18 protein-coding genes are annotated in these 19,958 nt (G+C 59.6%); 5 read left to right on the top strand and 13 right to left on the bottom strand.

Features of this window, described 5'->3' with window-relative positions:
* Positions 1-42: 42 nt before the first annotated feature.
* The 11 genes from IB246_RS12640 to IB246_RS12590 form a co-directional block, all read right to left on the bottom strand.
* On the bottom strand, positions 43-372 hold the full coding sequence (locus IB246_RS12640; protein ID WP_177318184.1) for a GlpM family protein: 330 nt from the start codon (positions 370-372) through the stop codon (positions 43-45).
* An 8-nt stretch (positions 373-380) separates the two neighbouring features.
* Positions 381-1,709, bottom strand: a complete 1,329-nt coding sequence (locus IB246_RS12635) for a sigma-54-dependent transcriptional regulator (RefSeq protein WP_008040853.1) — start codon at positions 1,707-1,709, stop codon at positions 381-383.
* Positions 1,706-3,607, bottom strand: coding sequence for a sensor histidine kinase (locus tag IB246_RS12630; RefSeq protein ID WP_008040854.1), 1,902 nt, complete (start codon positions 3,605-3,607; stop codon positions 1,706-1,708). Before IB246_RS12630 ends, IB246_RS12635 begins: the two co-directional genes overlap by 4 nt.
* Positions 3,608-3,758: 151 nt before the next feature.
* Positions 3,759-4,493 carry an amino acid ABC transporter ATP-binding protein gene (locus tag IB246_RS12625; RefSeq protein WP_008032183.1) on the bottom strand — a complete coding sequence of 245 codons (735 nt, stop codon included), beginning with the start codon at positions 4,491-4,493 and terminating at the stop codon, positions 3,759-3,761.
* Positions 4,490-5,161, bottom strand: a complete 672-nt coding sequence (locus tag IB246_RS12620) for an amino acid ABC transporter permease (protein ID WP_032832562.1) — start codon at positions 5,159-5,161, stop codon at positions 4,490-4,492. The genes IB246_RS12625 and IB246_RS12620 overlap by 4 nt, the downstream gene beginning before the upstream one ends.
* Complete coding sequence (locus IB246_RS12615) at positions 5,161-5,907, bottom strand: amino acid ABC transporter permease (RefSeq protein WP_008032179.1); 747 nt, start codon at positions 5,905-5,907, stop codon at positions 5,161-5,163. The genes IB246_RS12620 and IB246_RS12615 overlap by 1 nt, the downstream gene beginning before the upstream one ends.
* Before the next feature lie 195 nt (positions 5,908-6,102).
* Positions 6,103-7,017, bottom strand: coding sequence for a glutamate/aspartate ABC transporter substrate-binding protein (locus IB246_RS12610; RefSeq protein ID WP_008032176.1), 915 nt, complete (start codon positions 7,015-7,017; stop codon positions 6,103-6,105).
* A gap of 435 nt (positions 7,018-7,452) precedes the next feature.
* On the bottom strand, positions 7,453-8,991 hold the full coding sequence (gene glpD, locus IB246_RS12605) for a glycerol-3-phosphate dehydrogenase (RefSeq protein ID WP_008032174.1): 1,539 nt from the start codon (positions 8,989-8,991) through the stop codon (positions 7,453-7,455).
* A gap of 295 nt (positions 8,992-9,286) precedes the next feature.
* Entirely contained in the window at positions 9,287-10,042 is a 756-nt protein-coding gene (locus IB246_RS12600) for a DeoR/GlpR family transcriptional regulator (RefSeq protein ID WP_008032173.1), read from the bottom strand.
* Between the two features lie 239 nt (positions 10,043-10,281).
* Entirely contained in the window at positions 10,282-11,787 is a 1,506-nt protein-coding gene (glpK, locus tag IB246_RS12595) for a glycerol kinase GlpK (protein ID WP_008032172.1), read from the bottom strand.
* A gap of 75 nt (positions 11,788-11,862) precedes the next feature.
* On the bottom strand, positions 11,863-12,714 hold the full coding sequence (locus IB246_RS12590; RefSeq protein WP_008032171.1) for an MIP/aquaporin family protein: 852 nt from the start codon (positions 12,712-12,714) through the stop codon (positions 11,863-11,865).
* 368 nt (positions 12,715-13,082) lie between these two features.
* On the opposite strand from IB246_RS12590, the gene ybaK reads away from it, so the two are divergent.
* Both ybaK and IB246_RS12580 read left to right on the top strand, forming a co-directional pair.
* Positions 13,083-13,553 (top strand): Cys-tRNA(Pro) deacylase, encoded by a 471-nt coding sequence (gene ybaK, locus IB246_RS12585; RefSeq protein WP_007971306.1) that lies wholly within the window; start codon positions 13,083-13,085, stop codon positions 13,551-13,553.
* A gap of 15 nt (positions 13,554-13,568) precedes the next feature.
* Positions 13,569-14,351, top strand: coding sequence for a PhzF family phenazine biosynthesis protein (locus IB246_RS12580; RefSeq protein WP_008032170.1), 783 nt, complete (start codon positions 13,569-13,571; stop codon positions 14,349-14,351).
* A gap of 126 nt (positions 14,352-14,477) precedes the next feature.
* Here the strand turns inward: IB246_RS12580 and IB246_RS12575 are convergent, their stop codons facing one another.
* Together IB246_RS12575 and argF are read right to left on the bottom strand one after the other, a co-directional pair.
* Entirely contained in the window at positions 14,478-15,587 is a 1,110-nt protein-coding gene (locus IB246_RS12575; protein ID WP_008040856.1) for an ABC transporter ATP-binding protein, read from the bottom strand.
* Positions 15,584-16,504, bottom strand: a complete 921-nt coding sequence (gene argF, locus IB246_RS12570) for an ornithine carbamoyltransferase (RefSeq protein ID WP_032832563.1) — start codon at positions 16,502-16,504, stop codon at positions 15,584-15,586. Before argF ends, IB246_RS12575 begins: the two co-directional genes overlap by 4 nt.
* A gap of 407 nt (positions 16,505-16,911) precedes the next feature.
* Between argF and IB246_RS12565 the strand changes: the two genes are divergently transcribed.
* The 3 genes from IB246_RS12565 to grxD all read left to right on the top strand — a co-directional run bounded on the left by IB246_RS12565 (position 16,912) and on the right by grxD (position 19,881).
* Positions 16,912-17,202, top strand: coding sequence for a hypothetical protein (locus IB246_RS12565; RefSeq protein ID WP_008040858.1), 291 nt, complete (start codon positions 16,912-16,914; stop codon positions 17,200-17,202).
* Between the two features lie 134 nt (positions 17,203-17,336).
* Complete coding sequence (locus IB246_RS12560; RefSeq protein WP_192230044.1) at positions 17,337-19,442, top strand: molybdopterin oxidoreductase family protein; 2,106 nt, start codon at positions 17,337-17,339, stop codon at positions 19,440-19,442.
* Positions 19,443-19,539: 97 nt separating this feature from the next.
* A complete protein-coding gene (gene grxD, locus IB246_RS12555) occupies positions 19,540-19,881 on the top strand; it encodes a Grx4 family monothiol glutaredoxin (RefSeq protein WP_008032163.1) in 342 nt (113 codons plus the stop codon).
* The last annotated feature ends 77 nt before the right edge of the window (positions 19,882-19,958 follow it).

The following is a 19,958-nucleotide window of genomic DNA, read 5'->3' as shown; positions in this document are numbered from 1 at the left end:
ATCGTTCTTCGCGGGCAAGCCTCGCTCCTACAGGGGATTTGGTCAGGTCTGGAAGCGTACCCAGACGCTGACGAGGATCGTCGCCGCGATCAACCACGCCACCGCCGCCACGGCGAGCGAAGCCTCCAGCCGCATCCGGTCGACCATCACGTACAACGTCGCCAGATAGATGAAGTACGGAATGATCGACCACATGCCAAACACAATCGTGGTCTTCAAGTCGTCCAGCGAGCGACCCTTGCCGACGATGTAGTGCGCAATCAGCGCAAAGGTCGGAAACAGCGGCACCAGGCCGGCGATGTAATAGTTTCTGGTCTTGGCCAGCGCAGCGAGGATCAACACCACCGCTGCGCCCAGGGTTGCCTTGAGCATCAGGTCCATCAGTGGCTCAACCCGTACTTCTTCACTTTGTCGAACAGCGTGGTTTTGGCCATGCCCAGTTCCAGGCTGGCCTGGGTCAGGTTGCCGCCGCTGCGTTGCAAGGCGTCGCCGAGCAGGTTGCGCTCGAAGGCTTCCACCGCTTCGGCGAAGGCCAGGCCCTGATTGCTGCCGCTGGCGCCCGACTTCTTGAAGGCCGGCAGACCGAGGGCATACCGCTCGGCAACGTTGCGCAGTTCACGGACGTTGCCCGGCCAGTCGTGGCTCATCAGGTTCGACACGGTCTGGTTGTCCAGCTCCGGCACGGCACGGTCAAAACGCAAGGACGATTGCTGCAGGAAGTGCTCGAACAGTTGCAGGATGTCTTCGCGGCGCTCGCGCAGCGGCGGCAGTTCCAGGGTCACCACGTTCAGCCGGTAATACAAGTCGCTGCGGAATTCGCCGGCCTTGCTCGACTCGTCGAGATCGGACTTGGTCGCCGCGATCACCCGGCAATCCACCGCCACGCTCTGGTTTGAGCCGAGGCGTTCCAGAGTGCGTTCCTGCAACACCCGCAGCAGCTTGATCTGCAACGGCAGCGGCATGCTTTCCACCTCGTCGAGGAACAGCGTGCCGCCGTCGGCGTGTTCGATCTTGCCGATCCGCCGCTTGCCGGCGCCGGTGAAGGCGTTGGCTTCGTGGCCGAAGATTTCACTTTCGAACAGGTTCTCCGGCAGGCCACCGCAGTTCAGGGCGACGAACTGTTTGGTGTGACGCCGACTGAAGTCGTGCAGGCAGCGCGCAACCAGTTCTTTACCGGTGCCGGTTTCGCCTTCGATCAGCACGTTGGCCGAGGTATCGGCGACGTTGGCGATCAATTCCCGCAGGTTCTGCATGGCTGGCGAACGACCGATGATCCGGCCTTCCAGGGAATCCCGTTCCGCCAATTGCCGGCGCAGCGAAGAGACTTCCCGGGCGAGGCTGCGTTGCTCCAGCGCACGACGGGCGACATCCACCAGGCGTTCGGGGGAGAAAGGTTTCTCCATGAAGTCGTAGGCGCCTTTCTGCATCGCGCCGACGGCCATGGAAATGTCGCCATGGCCGGTGATCAGCACCACCGGCAGGCTGCGATCACGGGCCTTGAGCCGGGTCAGCAATTCCAGGCCATCGATGCCCGGCAGGCGAATGTCGCTGATGACGATGCCGGCAAAGTTGTCGCCGACCCGCTCCAGCGCTTCTTCGGCGCTGCCCACGCCGACGCAGGGAATGTCTTCCAGGGTCAGCGCCTGTTGGCAGCCGAGCAGCACATGAGGGTCGTCTTCGACGATCAGCACACTAAGGTCGTTGTTCATATTGGCTCGGCTTGAAGGGGGCTTACCAACGGTAAACTGAGGACGAAGGTGGTACCACCGCTGGCCGGGTGTTCGACACCCAGGTGTCCGCCGGTGGCGGCGGCCAGGCTGGCGGACAGGGTCAGGCCGAGGCCCAGGCCTTGCTCGCCGGGTTTGGTGGTGAAGAACGGTTCGAACAGATGCTTGCGCGCTTCGGCATCGATGCCGTGGCCGTTGTCGCGTACCCGCAGGCGATATTTGCCGTCGAACGCTTCGCCTTCGAGCCACAATTCCGGTTGGGGCTGCGACTGCATGGCGTCGAGGGCGTTGCCTATCAGGTTGACCAGAATCTGCTCCAGGCGGGTCTGGTCAATCTGCACCTGCACGTCGGCGAACTCGCGATGCAAGTGCAGAGGGACACTTTCCACGCGTCCACCGAGCAGTTGCAGCGCGGCGTCCACCGCTTTGCCGAGGCAGGCCTGGCCCTTGTCGTCGCCGCGCCGGGCGAAGGAGCGCAGGCTTGCGGTGATCCGGCCCATGCGGTCGATCAGTTCGTTGATGGTCTTGAGGTTGGTGCTGGCCACATCCAGTTGCCCGCGCTCGAGAAAGCGCACGGTGTTGCCGGACAAGGTGCGCAGCGCCGCCAGCGGCTGGTTCAATTCGTGGGCGATGCTGGTGGACATCTGGCCGATGGCTGCGAGTTTTCCGGCCTGCACCAGTTCATCCTGGGCGCGGCGCAAGGTCTCTTCGGCCTGACGGCGTTCGCGAATCTGGCCCTTGAGCCGTTCGTTGCTGGCGCGCAGGTCGGTGGTGCGTTCGGTAATCCGACGCTCCAGTTGATTGTTGGCTTCCTGCAAAGCCTCCCGGGCGGCGAGACGGGTGGCGATCACCTTGCGGCGCTCGTTCCAGGCGATCAGCAGGAACGCCACCAGGGCAAACGCCACGGCCACCAGAATCCCCTGATTGATCGCTTCGCGACGCAAATCCTGCAGCGGCGTGAGCAGGGTGAAATTCCACGGGGTGTCGCTCAAGGGACGGGTTTGCGAGAGGTAACTGATGTCCTCTTCGTCGGACTCCACTTCACTGTTGGCCGGGAAGGTCAGTTTTTCCTCGCCTTCGGCCAGTCTTTCACGGGCCAGCGGTTGCAGTTCGTTCAGTGGAAACCAGTAGTACTGAAGGCTGCGGGCGAGTTTTTCCTTGGTCTCGTCGCTCAATGGAACGACTGATTTCAGCCGTCGCGCCGGATCGCTGGAGAGAATGATGATGCCGTTTTCGTCGCTGACGAAGGCTTCGAGGCGCGCGCGCTGCCAGCGTTCTTCCATGGCTTCGAGGCGGACTTTGACCACCGCGACACCGATGATCTTGCCGTGTTCTTCCAGGCCATGGGCCAGGTAATAACCGGGTTCGCCGTTGGTGCTGCCGATGCCATAGAAGCGACCCGGCTGGCCGCGCACGGCGTTCTGGAAATAGGCGCGAAAGGACAGGTCTTCACCGAGGTAACTGTCGACGTCGCGCCAGTTGCTGGTGGCCATGACGCGACCGGTGGTGTCCATCACGTAGATGGCCCGACTGCGGCTGCGCCGGTTCAGGCCTTCGAGGTATTCATTGACCGTTTGCCGGTGTTCCGGCGACGGGTCGGCCAGCAGCTTCGAAACGCTGGTTTCGAGTTCCAGCAGGCTGGGCAGGTAGGTGTACTTGCTGATCTCGCTCTCGACGGCGCGGGCGTGCAGTTCGAGCTGACGCTGGCCGTTCTCGCTGAGGCTGCGGATCCCGTAGTGCTCGCTGACCCAGAAGCCGAGGTAACCCAATCCGATCATCAGGGCGATGACCAGTGGCGGCAGGAACAAGTGGCGGATCAGACGGGGTTTCACGACGAGTGATGGCGGCGCTGCGCGATAGAGAGTGGGGTCGCATTTCATCACAGATGCCTTGGGTCAACCACAACACAAATCTCAAAACCATCACCGACCCCTGTAGGAGCCGGCTTGCTGGCGATGGTGGGTCAGCCACATTGATGTCGACTGACACTCCATCGCCAGCAAGCCGGCTCCTACAGGGGAGCGGTGTTTTTTAGTGCTGCAGAATCTTGTTGAGGAAGTGCTGGGTACGCTCGGCGCGGTGGCTGATGTCGCCGAAGAACTCCTCTTTCTTGCAGTCTTCGATGATTTTGCCGGCGTCCATGAAAATCACCCGGTCCGCCACTTTGCGGGCGAAGCCCATTTCGTGGGTCACGCACATCATGGTCATGCCTTCGTGGGCCAGTTGCACCATCACGTCGAGCACTTCGTTGACCATTTCAGGGTCGAGCGCGGAGGTCGGTTCGTCGAACAGCATGACGATCGGGTCCATCGCCAGCGCACGGGCAATCGCCACACGCTGTTGCTGACCACCGGAGAGCTGGCCCGGGTGCTTGTGAGCGTGTGCCGAGAGGCCGACGCGCTCCAGCAGTTGCAGGCCTTTCTTGGTGGCTTCTTCCTTGCTGCGGCCCAACACCTTGATCTGCGCGATGGTCAGGTTTTCGGTGATGGTCAGGTGCGGGAACAGCTCGAAATGCTGGAACACCATGCCCACGCGTGAACGCAGCTTCGGCAGGTTGGTCTTCGGGTCCGCAATGGACGTGCCGTCGACCACGATGTCGCCTTTCTGGAACGGTTCCAGGGCGTTGACGCATTTGATCAGGGTGGATTTGCCGGAGCCGGACGGCCCGCACACCACGATCACTTCGCCTTTTTTGACCTCGGTGCTGCAGTCAGTCAGTACCTGGAAGTCGCCATACCACTTGTTGACATTCTTGATAGAGATCATACGGCAAACCTTTTTTGCAGACGCTTGACCAGCAGCGAGGCGGCAAAGCTGATTGTGAAGTACACGAGACCTGCGAAGATCAGGAACTCATTCGAGCGGCCGATGATGTCGCCACTGGCACGCGAGGCATTGAGGAAGTCCACCAGGCCGACGGCGTAGACCAGCGAGGTGTCCTGAAACAGGATGATGCTCTGTTGCAGCAGCAGCGGGGTCATCTTGCGGAACGCTTGCGGCAGGATGATCAGGCGCATCATCTGGCCATACGACATGCCCAGGGCCTGGGCAGCGCCCATCTGGCCTTTGGGAATCGACTGCACGCCGGCGCGGACGATTTCGCAGAAGTACGCCGCTTCGAACATCATGAACGCCACGATGCACGAGGCGAATGCGCCGATCGGTGTGTCTTCGCCGGTGATCCAGCGCAGCACGAACGGCACCGCCAGGTAGAACCAGGTGATGACCAGCAGCAGTGGAATCGAACGGAAGTAGTTAACGTAGGCGCCGGCGATGTTCGACAGCACTTTGCTGTGGGACAGGCGCATCAGCGCGAGGATCGTGCCGAGGATGATCCCGCCAATGACGCCGAGCGCCATCAGTTGCAGGGTCATGATCATGCCGTTCCACAGGCCCGGCAGGGACGGGATGATGCCCGAGAAGTCGAATTCCATCATTTACCCCCTACGGAGATCAGGCCCGGTACGGCCACTTTCTTCTCGACCAGGCGCATCAGCAGCATCAGGCTCATGTTCAAGGTGAAGTAGATCAGGGTTGCCAGGGTGAACGCTTCGAACAGGTTCGCGGAGAACTCGGCGGTCTGTTTGGTTTGTGCAAGCAACTCCATCAGGCCGATCAGCGAGGCGACGGAGGTGTTCTTGAATACGTTCAGGAATTCCGAGGTAAGCGGCGGAATGATGATCCGGTAGGCCTGGGGCAGCAGCACGTTCCAGTAGATCTGCGGCAGCTTGAAGCCCATGGCGCGAGCAGCGGATTCCTGGCCTTTTGGCAGTGCCTGAATACCGGTGCGCACCTGTTCGCAAACGCGAGCCGTGGTGAACAGGCCCAGGCAGACAACAACGCTGAGGAACGCCGAAGTGGTCGGGTTCAGGTCCTGTTTGTACCATTCCTGCAGGTCTTGCGGCAGCAGGTCGGGCACCAGGAAGTACCAGATGAACAGCTGCACCAGCAGCGGTACGTTACGGAAAAGTTCGACGTAGCAGGTGGCGATGCCCGATACGATGCGGTTCGGCACGGTGCGCATGACGCCCAGGATCGAGCCCAGTGTCAGGGCGATGATCCAGGCCGCGATGGCGATGCCGATGGTCCAGCCCAGACCGGACACGTACCAGTCGAAATAGGTCTCGCTGCCCACGCCGGTGGACTTGAAGAACACGCCCCAGTCCCAGTTGTAATTCATTAGGGTCTCCCCTCAGTTCAATCGATGTGCAAGTGCCCGCTTGGGGGAAGCTCCGTTCCCGCCTGACCTTTTCGATCAGGCACACGCTCCCGGCTCGACAGCCACCGGTTCGAGTGTTTCCAAAAAATACCAGCAGGAAGTGACCACCTCCTGAAAGGGCGACGGCCCTCTCAGGAGATAAGGTTAGTCAGAAAATCAGGACTTCTTGTCGTCAGCCGCTTTATCGGTCGGATTGGCGATCAGGGCCTTGAGCTCGTCGCTCATCGGGAAGTTCAGGTTCAGACCTTTTGGCGGGATTGGCTGCATGAACCATTTGTCGTAGATCTTGTTGATCTCGCCCGACTTGTAGGTTGCCACGATGGCGTCGTCTACAGCCTTCTTGAACGGCTCGTCGCCCTTGCGGACCATGCAGCCGTAGATTTCGTAGGACTGTGGAGTGCCGGTCACGGCCCAGTCAGTTGCCTTCTTGGCTTTGGCTGCTTCACCTGCCAGCAGGGCGTCGTCCATCATGAAAGCCACGGCACGGCCGGTTTCCAGCATCTGGAAGGATTCGCCGTGGTCTTTGGCGGAGATGACGTTCATACCCATCTGCTTGTCGGCGTTCATCGCCTTGAGGATGCGTTCGGACGTGGTGCCGGCGGTGGTCACGACGTTCTTGCCGGCCAGGTCAGCGAAATCCTTGTACTTGGAGTCTGCCTTGGACAGCAGGCGAGTACCGATTTCGAAAATGCCGACGGAGAAGTCAACTTGCTGCTGACGCTCGACGTTGTTGGTGGTGGAACCGCACTCGAGGTCCACGGTGCCGTTCTGCACCAACGGGATGCGGGTTTGCGAGGTCACCAGGTTGTATTTGACCTGGAGATTCGGCATGTCGAGGTCTTTTTTCAGGGCTTCAACGACTTTCAGCTGAATATCGTGGGAGTAGCCAACCGGCTTGCCGGAAGCGTCCGCGATATAGGAAAACGGAATGGAAGCGTCACGATGCCCGAGGGTGATGGTGCCGGACTCTTTGATCTTCTTCAGTGTGCCGGTGAGTTCGGCAGCGAAAACTGGAGTGGTAATCAGAGCTGCAGCAATGGCTGCGCCCAGGATATGGGGAACGATGCGCATCAAATTTTCCTCGACATTGTTTTTTTTATGGAGCCAGTTCATCGGCCCTTTTGTGCTTCGAATGTCTGTCGGCTTCTCAAGGTCCGCGCGACAAGCATTCGTCCAAGAGTGTAGAGCATGACTCGTGCCAGACCAGTCGATATAGTTTAAAGCATTGATTTATAAGGATATTAAATATTTGTGGCGCGTTTTTTGGAGAGAGATAATCCGGTTAACCGAATAGACCGAGGAGTCGCGTTCGGAAAACCGAATGCCGGACGCACGCTAACCTTGTAGGAGCTGGCTTGCCGGCGATGGCGTCCCTTAGATAGGTGCAAAAGCCAAGGGCCTCATCGCTGGCAAGCCAGCTCCTACAGGGGGTTGATGGTGTTTCCCGAATAGCAAAAAGCCCCTGAATCGTGAGATTCAGGGGCTTTCGTTCAAGCGGATTACCGATCAGGCCGCTTCAATCTTGCTGCGGTTCTGCTCGACCTTGCTCAGATACTCCGCCAGCGCTTGCTGCTCGGCCGGGGTGGTGAACAAGCCCAGCTTGCTGCGACGCCACAGAATGTCGTGCGCCGTGGTTGCCCACTCTTCGCTGCACAGGTAATCGACTTCGCGGGTGTAGAGACCGCCGCCGATGTGCTCGCCCAGGTCGCTGAGGCTTTGTACGCCTTCAAGCATGCGCCAGGTGCGGCTGCCGTAAGTGGTGGCCCAGCGACGGGCGATTTCGGTCGGCACCCAGTCGAACTGGTCACGGATGCGCGAGCTCAGCGCCTGCGGGGTGGTCATGTCTTCGCCGCCCGGCAGGGTGGCGCTGGCAGTCCAGCTCGGCTTGATGTGCGTGAAGTAAGGCGCCAGTTGCGCCAGCGCCGACTCGGCCAGTTTGCGGTAGGTGGTCAGCTTGCCGCCGAACACCGACAGCAACGGCGCTTCTTCGCCCGTGCCCGAAAGCGCGAGGGTGTAGTCGCGGGTGACGGCCGACGGATTGTCGGATTCGTCGTTGCACAGCGGACGAACACCGGAATAGCTGTGCAGGATGTCGTCGCGGCTGATCTGCTTCTTGAAGTGGGCGTTGACCACTTTCAACAGGTAATCGGTTTCGCCTTCGGTGATCGCCACTTTAGCCGGGTCGCCGGTGTACTCGCGGTCGGTGGTGCCGATCAGGGTGAAATGGTTCAGGTACGGAATGGTGAAGACGATGCGCTGATCTTCGTTTTGCAGAATGTGCGCGTGATCGCCTTCGTACAGTTTCGGCACGATCAGGTGACTGCCCTGGATCAGGCGGATGCCGTACGGCGATTCCATCTTCAAATCATCACGAATGAACTTGGCAACCCATGGGCCGGCCGCATTCACCAGCGCCTTGGCGCGGATCGAAAGCAGGCTGCCGTCGGCGCGTTCCAGGTGCAGATGCCAAAGGCCTTTGGTGCGACGGGCGCTGACGCAACGGGTCTGGGTGTGCACATGGGCGCCGTTCTCGCGGGCCGCCATGGCGTTCAGGACCACCAGGCGAGCGTCGTCGACCCAGCAATCGGAGTATTCGAAGCCTTTGGTGATTTCGCTTTTCAACGGGCTGTCCGGGCCGAACTTCAGGCTTTTCGAACCTTCCAGTTTTTCCCGTTTGCCCAGGTTGTCATACAGGAACAGGCCGGCGCGGATCATCCAGGCCGGACGCAGGTGCGGACGGTGCGGCAGGACGAAGCGCATTTGCTTGACGATGTGCGGCGCCTTGGCCAGCAACACTTCGCGCTCGGCGAGGGCTTCGCGGACCAGGCGGAATTCGTAATGTTCGAGGTAGCGCAGGCCACCGTGGATCAGTTTGCTGCTGGCCGACGAGGTGTGGCTGGCCAGATCATCCTTTTCGCAAAGGAACACCGAAAGACCGCGACCGGCGGCATCCGCTGCGATCCCCACGCCATTGATCCCGCCACCGATGACGGCGATATCGTAGACCTCGGCGAGTGGGGGCGTAGGCAAGGTAGAAGTGGGCATCGGCTGGCCTCGGTTTTTTTGATTGTCGATATTGGATTTCGAACATTAATGTTCATTTGCGAAAATGGTAGCCCATAAAGCCGCCCACAGCCAGTTAACTTCGATTGAAAATACTGATCGAAGGGCCGTTAAAGGAAAATTTACGAACATTTAAACAGGCGATAGAGAGCAAGAGATGTGTTGCTTCGACGATCGTCATCGCGAGCAGGCTCGCTCCCACAGGGTTACGCTAAACCTGTGGGAGTGAGCCTGCTCACGATGGCGTCGGTATGAACGACTAAGATGTCAACGGTGTTTAAACGACTTCCAACCGAATCTTGTGCTGACTCAACAACTGCGCCAGCGCCGGCACTGGCTGCTGATCCGTCACCAGGCAATCGATCAAGCTGATCGGCCCCAGGCGAATCATGGCATTGCGCCCGAATTTGCTGGAGTCCGCTGCCAGAATCACCTGTCGTGCATTGGCGATGATCGCCTGCGACACCCGCACTTCCTGATAATCGAAGTCCAACAGGCTGCCGTCTTCATCAATACCGCTGATACCGACGAGGGCGAAGTCGACCTTGAACTGGTTGATGAAGTCGACACTCGCCTGGCCGACCACGCCACCGTCGCGCCGCACATTGCCACCGGTCAGCAGAACGTCGAAGTCGTCCTTGGCGCTGAGCATCGAAGCCACATGCAGGTTGTTGGTGATGATCTTCAGATGGTTGTGGTTGAGCAGCGCCCGTGCGATCGATTCGGTCGTGGTACCGATGTTGATGAACAGCGAGGCGTGATCGGGAATCTGTGCGGCAATGGCTTCGCCGATACGCTGCTTTTCATCGCGCATCTGATCGGCACGCATGGCGTAGGCGGTGTTTTCGACACTGGAATCGTAGGCTGCGCCACCGTGGTAGCGACGCAATAAATTGGATTCCGCGAGCTGATTGATGTCGCGGCGGATGGTCTGCGGTGTAACGACGAACAGCGTGGCCATTTCCTCGATGCTGACATAGCCGCGTTCGCGGACCAGTTCGAGGATTTGCTGCTGACGGGGAGGCAGATTCATGGGGCTTCCTTTGGGCTGCCGTGCAAAATTTGCCCATGATGACGCAGGAATCTGCTCCCTACCAGTTTCCAAACAACGTGAAAGCTACTGCGCTCGGCAATCCTGCGTTAAAAACAGGCTCGGACTGCTCATTTACAACCTCGTAAACTCCGCGTCCTCGCCTGTTTTTGCCTTGTCTTGCCTTCGCTCGCTACGCTTTCACGTTGTTTGGACATACAGATACGAGTACTTACGTTGGCTTATTCAGCGCCTTCATGAGGTTCCCAGTCACGCGTGCGGCTGACCGCTTTTTTCCAGCCGGCGTAGAGTTTTTCCTTGGCGGTTTCGTCCAGTGTCGGCTCGAATTCGCGCTCGATTACCGCCTTGCCGCGCAACTCCTCCAGGCTGCCCCAGAAGCCACACGCCAGACCGGCCAGGTACGCCGCACCGAGTGCGGTGGTTTCGCGCATTTGCGGGCGCTCAACCTGAGTGCCGAGGATGTCGGCCTGGAATTGCATCAGGAAGTTGTTTGCCACCGCGCCGCCATCCACACGCAATGCTTTGAGGCGTTCGCCGGAATCCTGTTGCATGGCGTCGAGCACGTCGCGGGTCTGGTAGGCAATCGACTCCAGCGCTGCACGAATGATGTGATCCACGCGTACGCCGCGAGTCAGGCCGAACAGTGCGCCACGGGCATACGGGTCCCAGTACGGAGCGCCCAGGCCGGTGAAGGCTGGCACCAGGTACACGCCGTTGCTGTCCTTGACCTTGTTGGCGAAGTATTCGGTGTCGTGCGCGTCGTTGATGATTTTCAGTTCGTCACGCAGCCACTGAACAGTGGAGCCGCCGTTGAACACCGCGCCTTCCAGCGCGTAGGCCACTTCGCCACGCGGACCGCAAGCGATGGTGGTCAGCATGCCGTGCTTGGACTTCACCGCTTTGTCGCCGGTGTTCATCAGCAGGAAGCAGCCGGTGCCGTAGGTGTTTTTCGCCTGGCCTGGCTCGACGCACATCTGGCCGAACAGGGCAGCCTGCTGATCACCGGCGATACCGCCAATGGCGATGCCGCTTTTGGTGTGGCCGTAGATTTCCGACGAGGATTTAACTTCCGGCAGCATCTCGCGCGGAATATCCAGCACCTCCAGCATCTTCGCATCCCACTCCAGGGTGTGGATGTTGAAGAGCATGGTGCGCGAGGCGTTGGTGTAGTCGGTGACGTGGACTTTGCCGCCGGTAAATTTCCAGATCAGCCAGCTGTCCACGGTGCCGAACAGCAGTTCGCCTTTGCGCGCACGCTCGCGGCTGCCTTCGACGTTGTCGAGGATCCACTTGAGTTTGGTGCCGGAGAAGTACGGGTCGGTGACCAGGCCGGTGGTGTCGCTGATGTATTGCTCGTGGCCGTCACGTTTGAGCTGCTGGCAGATCTCGGTGCTGCGGCGGCACTGCCAGACGATCGCGTTGTAGATCGGGCGGCCGGTGGTCTTGTCCCAGACCACAGTGGTTTCGCGCTGGTTGGTGATGCCGATGGCCGCGACCTGGTCGTGATGCAGGCCGGCTTGCGCCAGGGCCTCGACCATCACGGCGCTTTGGGTGGCGAAGATTTCCATCGGGTCGTGTTCGACCCAACCGGCTTGCGGGTAATGCTGGGCGAATTCGCGCTGGGCGGTGCAAACCACGTTCGCGTCGCGGTCGAAAATGATCGCGCGGGAGCTGGTCGTACCCTGATCGAGGGCAATGATGTAGTTCTTATTCTGAATGTCGGTCATGTCGATTGCCTTGGACGAAAAAAGGGAGTGAGGTCAGGCGCGGGACCAAATGGGCAGGATCACGCGCCTACGGTATCAAGAAGTTCTTGGTTTGCCGTCAATGGCCGGTGTTGCGTCCTTTGTAGCAGGTTCGGCGCTGGGCAGATGACGGGCAATCAGCCCGCGATACGCTGCAGCACCGAGGCAGGCACCGACAATCGGTGCAAAAATCGGGATCAGGAAATACGGGATATCGCGGCCACCAGTGAAGGAAATTTCACCCCAGCCAGCGAAGAAAGTCATCAGTTTGGGACCGAAGTCACGCGCCGGGTTCATCGCAAAACCGGTCAGCGGGCCCATCGAGCTGCCGATCACCGCGATCAGCAGGCCGATCAGCAGCGGCGCCATCGGCCCGTTTGGCAGACCGTTGTTGTCATCGGTCAGGGACATGATCACGCCCATCAGGACGGCGGTGATGATCACTTCAACCAGGAAGGCCTGGGCCGTGGACAAGACCGGGTTGGGGAACGTGGAGAACACCGACGCCAGTTCAAGGCTGGCTTGAGTGCCACGAACCATATGGTGAGTTTGTTCGTAATCGAAGAATAGATTGCTGTACAGCGTGTAAACCAACAACGCGCCGCAGAAGGCGCCGGCCACCTGGGCAAGAATATAGAACGGCAGTTTGCGTTTTTCGAAGTCAGCGAAAATGCTCAGCGCGATGCTTACGGCAGGATTGAGATGAGCACCCGAAACCCCGGCGGTCAGGTAGATCGCCATGCTGACGCCGACGCCCCAGATGATGCTGATTTCCCACAAGCCAAAGCTGGCACCCGCGACCTTGAGCGCGGCAACGCAACCGGTACCAAAAAAGATCAGCAGTGCAGTGCCCAGAAACTCGGCCATGCATTGGCTCGAAAGCGACGGTTGTTGTAAAGCAGTTGTCATTGAAAACCTCTTTGTTTTTGTTGTCTGGCGCTTTTTTCGTCATGGCCAAAGCGCGATTTTCACCAGGGCAGGATCCCCATCCTGTTCCTGGCTTACTGCTGGGTACTGCGTTGTCACGTTGTACTGTATTCAGATTCGAAAAAATATAGACAAGAAACACTGCTGTCAAAGGTCGAAAGTGAACTGTCGGTCACAATGCAACTATTAGTCACATGAATGATCGTTTTGTTTGGCGAACCGGACGAACTCTGACGAGCGGTAAAAAATCGCGCCAAGCGCTGGAAACGCTGCCGTGATAGAGCCTTTTGTGGAGCAATGTCCTAGAATCCAGCGCAGTATTTTTCTCTGCCGCCCAGTCTGGAGCTGTCATGACCCCCGCATTGGATTTGTTGAAAAAAGTTCGTGCCGAACATCGCGTGCACAGTTACGAACATGATCCGAAGGCGGCGTCCTATGGCTTGGAGGCCGCGGAGAAACTGGGGCTGGACCCGGCGCAAGTGTTCAAGACGTTACTGGCGGCCAGTGAAAAAGGGGAATTGCTGGTGGCGGTGGTGCCGGTCGTCGGAAGTCTGGACTTGAAGGGCCTGGCGCATGCGGCCGGGGTGAAAAAAGTCGAAATGGCCGACCCTGCCGCTGCACAGCGCTCGACGGGTTATCTGTTGGGCGGTATCAGCCCGCTGGGACAGAAAAAGCGCCTGCGCACGTTTATCGATAATTCGGCCCAACCCTTTGCCAGCATTTTTGTCAGTGCCGGTCGACGTGGCCTGGAAGTGGAACTGGCCCCCGCGGTACTGGCCGAACATACCCAGGCCAAGTTCGCCGATATCGGCCGCGCCTGAATCAGGGAGAAGGTTATGCAGCTTGAGTTCCATCAGGTCGACGCGTTCAGTGAGCGACCGTTCAGTGGTAACCCGGCGATGGTCTATCGCCTCGATGCGTGGCTCGCCGATGAGTTGATGCAGAAAATCGCCGCTGAACATAACCTCGCCGAAACGGCCTTTGTGGTGCGTGAAGGGCAGGGGTGGCACATCCGCTGGTTCACTCCGACCACCGAGGTGCCTTTGTGTGGGCATGCCACCCTGGCCAGCGCTTATGTCTTGTTCGAGATCTATAAAGAGCCGGTCGAACGCCTGGACTTCATTTGTAAGTCCGGCCCGCTGAGCGTGAGTCGTGAGGGCGGTCGCTTGTGGCTGGATTTCCCGGCAATCGTGCCGTCTGCAGTCGGCGTGACCCTGGATGTCGAACGTGCCTTGGGCGTCGACGTGGTTGATGTGTTGGGTTCGAATGAATTATTCGTGGTGCTGGAGTCGGAGCAGGCCGTGCTCGACTGTCAGCCTGACATGGTCGCGTTGGCCAAACTGCCATGGCCGGGCGCCATCGTCACCGCCAAGGGCAGCAAGCATGATTTTGTGTCGCGGTACTTCGCGCCGGCGATCGGTATCAATGAGGATCCGGTGACCGGTTCGACCCATTGCAGTTTGATCCCGTATTGGTCGAAGCGTTTGGGCAAGTCGAGCCTGACGGCGTATCAGTGTTCGAAGCGAGGCGGGGAGTTGTTCTGTCGGCTGGAAGGCGATCGGGTGAAGATCGGCGGGAATGCAACGCTGGTTGCGAGCGGAATGCTGATCCTGGGTTAACCCCAATCCCGTAGGAGCGAGGCTTGCCCGCGAAGGCGTAGTGTCAGGCAATGCAAATATCGACTGACACTACGCCTTCGCGGGCAAGTCGGATCGCCGCACCGCTCGCTCCTACAGATTCAGGTATCAGCTGGCAGTGCTGTAACGCCGAACGCCGGATTCGACCGTCGGAATCTGCGCGGCGATGCTGCCGGACGCCTGGAACAACACCAGGTGTTCAGCGGCAACCCGGATGCCAACTTCTGCACCGACCAGATGATCGGCATGGCTCGGGAAAATCGACTCCAGCTGCGCGCCCGTCGGCATCTGCAACCGATACAACGTCGACGCACCCTGGAACGACTTGCCGACAATCCGCGCCTTCAAGCCACTGTCCGGTGCATAAACGATATCGTCCGGGCGCAACAATACGTCCACGGCGCCACCAATCGGCCAGGTGTAGGCCCGATTGCCGCGCAACTCACCCAGCTCGGTCTGCACCGATTCCGGGCTGCTCAGCTGACCACGAATGAAGTATCCCTGACCGATGAAACTGGCCACATAGGGCGTCAGCGGTTCGTGATACAGGTTGTAGGGCGTGTCCCACTGTTCCAGGCGACCTTCCTTGAAAACCCCGACATGATCGCTTACCGCGAAGGCTTCTTCCTGGTCGTGGGTCACCAGAATCGCGCTGGTGCCACGGGCCTTGAGGATGTCGCGCACTTCGTGGCTGAGCTTGCGCCGCAGTTCGCCGTCGAGGTTGGAAAACGGTTCGTCGAGCAGCAACAGTTGCGGTTCCGGCGCCAGGGCGCGAGCCAGGGCAACACGCTGTTGCTGACCGCCGGAAAGCTCGTGCGGAAAGCGTTTGCCGAGGTTTTTCAGGTTGACCAGTTCCAGCAGTTCTTCGGTCACGCGATCCTTTTGCGGATGCTTGCGAATCCCGAACGCGATGTTTTCGGCCACGCTCAAATGCGGAAACAGCGCGTAATCCTGGAACACCATGCCGATCCGGCGTTTCTCCGGTGCGAGGGTGAAGCCGGCGCTGGAGATCGTCTCGCCCGCCAGGGTGATTTCACCTTCGTGCACCGGTTCAAAACCGGCAATCGCCCGCAGCGTCGTGGTTTTGCCGCAGCCCGAAGAGCCGAGCAGGCAACCGATATCACCGGCATTCAAATGCAGGTTGAGGTTCTGCACGACGCGCTGGTCTTGATAGCCGCAAGCGAGGTTGCGCAGGTTAAGCAGTAATGGCTGGCTCATGCGTGGTGGTACGAAGGCGGAACGAGAAACTCGAGCAGGGCCTTTTGTGCGTGAAGACGGTTTTCCGCTTGATCCCAGGCGACTGAGCGCGGGTCATCGAGCAGGTCGAGGCTGATTTCCTCGCCACGGTGGGCGGGCAGGCAATGCATGAACAGCACGTCATCGGCGGCCAGGTCGAGCAGGGCACGGGTGACCTGGAACGGCGCGAACAGCTTCAGGCGCTTGGCGGTTTCCTCTTCCTGGCCCATGGAGGTCCAGACGTCGGTGCTCACCAGATGAGCGCCGCGCACGGCGTCCTTCGGATCCCGGACGATGGTCACCCGGTCACCGGCGCTGGCCACGAACTCAGGATTGGGTTCATAGCCTTCAGGGCACGCAATGCGCAACTGGAAGTCGAACTGGATCGCCGCTTCTATATAGCTGTTGCACATGTTGTTGCCGTCGCCGATCCAGGCAACGGTCTTGCCCTGGATCGAGCCGCGATGTTCGAGGAAGGTTTGCATGTCGGCCAGCAACTGGCACGGGTGCAGGTCATCGGACAGGCCGTTGATCAGCGGGACGCGCGAATTGGCGGCGAATTCGGTCAGGGTGCTGTGGGAAAACGTACGGATCATCACCGCATCGAGCATGCTCGACATGACAATGGCGGCGTCGCCGATCGGTTCGCCACGGCCCAGTTGCGTGTCGCGCGGCGACAGGAAGATCGCCTGGCCACCGAGCTGGATCATGCCGGCCTCGAACGAGATCCGGGTACGGGTCGAGGACTTCTCGAAAATCATCCCGAGCACGCGGTTTTTCAGAGGCTCGAACAGTACGCCGCGGTTACGCAGGTCTTTGAGCTCAACGCCTCGACGGATCACGCTGACCAGCTCTTCGGGCGTGCAATCCATCAGGGAGAGAAAGTGCCTTGCGCTCATCATTGACTACCTTTTTGCTACAAACCGCAGATGCTCAAAGCCTTGTTTAACTGGAAAACGGGCGAGACCTGCGGCGTAAGCCGCACAGGGCGACGAAATAGGGGAAGGCGCGATCTTATAATTAAATGTCGCGTCTTACCAATAGGGCTACGGTTTTTAGGGGATTTCAGAGGGGCTATGGGGTGACCGCAGTAGCGCTTTTGAAGCCTGTTTCCTGACAGCAGCTGCTCATTTGTACACTGCGGCTGCGGGGCTTTGCAATCAAACAGGGCGGGCATGGTGTGCTGATGGTCGGTTTCTGACCCGGCATTCCAGCCCGCTGATGGCAATGTGCCTCGTTTGTAACACTTGCTAATGCAATGTGCTGGGTTATAACTAAGTCACGAGCGACGCAGGAAGCCTTCGGAATGGAATCGAAAGAACAGCAATTGATGGAATTACTAGGTCTCACGGCCCGCTCACTGACGCATCTCACCGCTTCCATGACCTCAATGTCCTTTGAGCTTTTGCGAAGTAACGACGAGGTGACCAAGGCGGCTGGCCGGCGGATGATCGACCGCATGGCCACCATCAGCACAGGGCTCGACGAGCACTGGCGGCTGATCGGCGAGCTCACCGGCGTGCATGTATCCCACGAACAGATTGAAACCATCCAGGAGATTCAGTTGCAGGCGCCGCCGAGGTTGCCGTCGAACTGATCCCGAGCGGTCATCGGCTGGCCTGATGGCCGCCGATTCACAAGACGAACGTCGCTGGCGCAGTGGCGGGGCACGCGCCATAGTTTTGTTCCCGCGGCCGCTATTGCCCGCCCAGAACAAGACAGAGACTGGCCATGACCAAGACTCTCCATCACCGTGCCTGCCACCTGTGTGAAGCCATCTGCGGCCTGACCATCGAGACCACCGAGCTCGATGGCGATGTGCAGATCACCTCGATCAAGGGCGATGCCCTCGATACGTTCAGCCGCGGGCACATCTGCCCCAAGGCCGTTGCCTTGCAAGACATCCAGAACGATCCTGACCGCCTGCGTCAGCCGATGCTGCGCGTTGGCAGCGAATGGCAACCCATCGAGTGGGAAGATGCCTTCAACCTGGTCGCTGAACGCCTGGCAGGGATACAGGAGCGCCACGGGCAGAACTCGGTGGCGGTTTATCAAGGCAACCCCAGCGTGCACAACTACGGGCTGATGACCCACAGCAATTACTTTCTTGGCCTGCTGAAAACCCGCAACCGGTTTTCCGCGACCTCGGTCGATCAGTTGCCTCATCACCTGACCAGCCATTTGATGTACGGCCACGGCTTGCTGTTGCCGATCCCGGACATCGATCACACCGATTTCATGCTGATTCTTGGTGGTAATCCGCTGGCCTCCAACGGCAGCATCATGACCGTACCGGATGTCGAAAAGCGCCTGAAAGCGATACAGGGCCGGGGCGGTAAAGTGGTGGTGGTCGATCCGCGTCGCAGCGAAACGGCTGCGATTGCCGATCAGCATCTGTTCGTCCGTCCGGGCGGCGACGCAGCATTGCTGTTCGGGCTGCTCAACACGTTGTTTGCTGAAGGCCTGACCCGCGACAGCCATTTGCCGGTCGACGGCCTGGATGACGTGCGCAAGGCCGTCGCGGCTTTCACCGCCGAAGCCATGAGCCCGCTGTGTGCCGTGCCGGCCGAGCAGATCCGCCAATTGGCGCGGGACTTCGCGGCGGCGCCGACAGCGGTTTGTTATGGCCGTATGGGCGTTTCTACCCAGGCGTTCGGTACGTTGTGCCATTGGCTGGTGCAGTTGATCAACCTGGTCACCGGCAACCTTGATCGCGTCGGTGGTGCGGTGTGCACCGAACCGGCGGTGGACCTGGTGGCATCTACCTCGGGCGGACATTTCAATCTGTGGCAGAGCCGCGTATCCGGGCGTCCGGAATACAGCGGCGAGCTGCCGGTGTCGGCGCTGGCCGAAGAGATGCTCACCGAAGGGGAAGGGCAGGTTCGCGCGTTGATTACCGTGGCCGGCAATCCGGTGTTGTCGACGCCCAATGGCCGGCAACTGGAGCAGGCGCTGGACGGGTTGGAGTTCATGGTCAGTGTTGACTTGTACATCAACGAAACCACGCGCTATGCCGACCTGATCCTGCCGTCTACTTCAGCCCTGGAAAACGATCACTACGACACCACGTTCAACATGTTTGCGGTGCGTAACGTCAGCCGGTTCAACCGTGCGATCCTGGCCAAGCCGGAAGGCGCGTTGCACGACTGGGAGATTTTCGTCGGGCTGGCCAAGGCCTTTGCCGCGAAGACCGGCAAGGAACTGAAACCGACGATTCCCCCTGCGCAGATGATCGATCGTGGTTTGCGAATGGGGCTGTATGGCTACGCCTCGCCGCACAAGCTGTCTTTGGCGACGTTGTTCGATCAACCGCATGGCGTCGACCTTGGCGCGCTGAAATCGAACCTGGCGCCACGCCTGAAAACCGCCAACCAGCGCGTTCAGGCAGCACCGGCGGCGATCCTTGCCGACCTCTCGCGATTTGCGGCGCTGCAAGCTCCGGCGGCCGATGAGCTGCTAATGATTGGCCGTCGTCACGTGCGCAGCAATAACTCGTGGATGCACAACTATCACCGACTGGTGAAGGGCAAGCCGCGTCATCAGTTGCTGATGCATCCGGACGACCTTGCCAGTCGCGGGCTCAGCGATGGGCAGCGGGTGCGGGTCAGTTCCCGGGTCGGCATGATCGAAGTGGAAGTGCTGGGCAGTCAGGATATGATGAAAGGTGTGGTCAGCCTGCCGCACGGTTGGGGCCATGCGCGGCCTGGCGTGCAGATGACGATTGCCAGCGGCCAGCCAGGTTCCAGTGCCAATGACCTGACCGACGAGTGTCAGCTCGATGAGTTGTCGGGGAATGCGGCATTGAACGGTGTGCCGGTGACCGTAGCGGCGGCTTGATTGAGTCTGTCGGGGAGACCGAGCATGGCGCTCGGCTTTCCGTTACAATGCGCCACCGTGCCGACCCCCGAGTCGGAAAGTTCAGCCGAGGTGCTTCATGGATATCATCGAAACGATTAAAGAGCAGATTGCCAACAACACCATTCTGCTTTACATGAAAGGTTCGCCGAATGCCCCGCAGTGTGGCTTCTCCGCGAAAGCCGCACAGGCCGTGATGGCATGTGGTGAAAAGTTTGCGTACGTGGACATCCTGCAGAACCCGGAAATCCGCGCCAACCTGCCAAAATACGCCAACTGGCCAACTTTCCCGCAACTGTGGGTTGGTGGTGAGCTGGTCGGCGGTAGCGACATCATGACCGAGATGGCTGCAGACGGTTCGCTGCAAAGCACCATCAAAGCGGCTGTTGAAGCCGCCGCTGCTGCCAAGACCGAAGCCTGACCCGGTCCTTTGTAGGAGCCGGCTTGCTGGCGATGGCATCACCGCGGTTTACCTGAAACACCGCGTTATCGTTGATC

It is taken from the genome of Pseudomonas sp. PDM01 (assembly GCF_014852325.1).
Lineage (GTDB): Bacteria > Pseudomonadota > Gammaproteobacteria > Pseudomonadales > Pseudomonadaceae > Aquipseudomonas > Aquipseudomonas migulae.
This window is presented reverse-complemented; position numbering and strand designations above follow the sequence as displayed.

Coding starts and splice junctions, on each gene's coding strand:
- IB246_RS12640 (WP_177318184.1), bottom strand. CDS start 372: ATGCTCAAGGCAACCCTGGGCGCAGCGGTGGTGTTGATCCTCGCTGCG.
- IB246_RS12635 (WP_008040853.1), bottom strand. CDS start 1,709: ATGAACAACGACCTTAGTGTGCTGATCGTCGAAGACGACCCTCATGTG.
- IB246_RS12630 (WP_008040854.1), bottom strand. CDS start 3,607: ATGAAATGCGACCCCACTCTCTATCGCGCAGCGCCGCCATCACTCGTC.
- IB246_RS12625 (WP_008032183.1), bottom strand. CDS start 4,493: ATGATCTCTATCAAGAATGTCAACAAGTGGTATGGCGACTTCCAGGTA.
- IB246_RS12620 (WP_032832562.1), bottom strand. CDS start 5,161: ATGGAATTCGACTTCTCGGGCATCATCCCGTCCCTGCCGGGCCTGTGG.
- IB246_RS12615 (WP_008032179.1), bottom strand. CDS start 5,907: ATGAATTACAACTGGGACTGGGGCGTGTTCTTCAAGTCCACCGGCGTG.
- IB246_RS12610 (WP_008032176.1), bottom strand. CDS start 7,017: ATGCGCATCGTTCCCCATATCCTGGGCGCAGCCATTGCTGCAGCTCTG.
- glpD (WP_008032174.1), bottom strand. CDS start 8,991: ATGCCCACTTCTACCTTGCCTACGCCCCCACTCGCCGAGGTCTACGAT.
- IB246_RS12600 (WP_008032173.1), bottom strand. CDS start 10,042: ATGAATCTGCCTCCCCGTCAGCAGCAAATCCTCGAACTGGTCCGCGAA.
- glpK (WP_008032172.1), bottom strand. CDS start 11,787: ATGACCGACATTCAGAATAAGAACTACATCATTGCCCTCGATCAGGGT.
- IB246_RS12590 (WP_008032171.1), bottom strand. CDS start 12,714: ATGACAACTGCTTTACAACAACCGTCGCTTTCGAGCCAATGCATGGCC.
- ybaK (WP_007971306.1), top strand. CDS start 13,083: ATGACCCCCGCATTGGATTTGTTGAAAAAAGTTCGTGCCGAACATCGC.
- IB246_RS12580 (WP_008032170.1), top strand. CDS start 13,569: ATGCAGCTTGAGTTCCATCAGGTCGACGCGTTCAGTGAGCGACCGTTC.
- IB246_RS12575 (WP_008040856.1), bottom strand. CDS start 15,587: ATGAGCCAGCCATTACTGCTTAACCTGCGCAACCTCGCTTGCGGCTAT.
- argF (WP_032832563.1), bottom strand. CDS start 16,504: ATGAGCGCAAGGCACTTTCTCTCCCTGATGGATTGCACGCCCGAAGAG.
- IB246_RS12565 (WP_008040858.1), top strand. CDS start 16,912: ATGGAATCGAAAGAACAGCAATTGATGGAATTACTAGGTCTCACGGCC.
- IB246_RS12560 (WP_192230044.1), top strand. CDS start 17,337: ATGACCAAGACTCTCCATCACCGTGCCTGCCACCTGTGTGAAGCCATC.
- grxD (WP_008032163.1), top strand. CDS start 19,540: ATGGATATCATCGAAACGATTAAAGAGCAGATTGCCAACAACACCATT.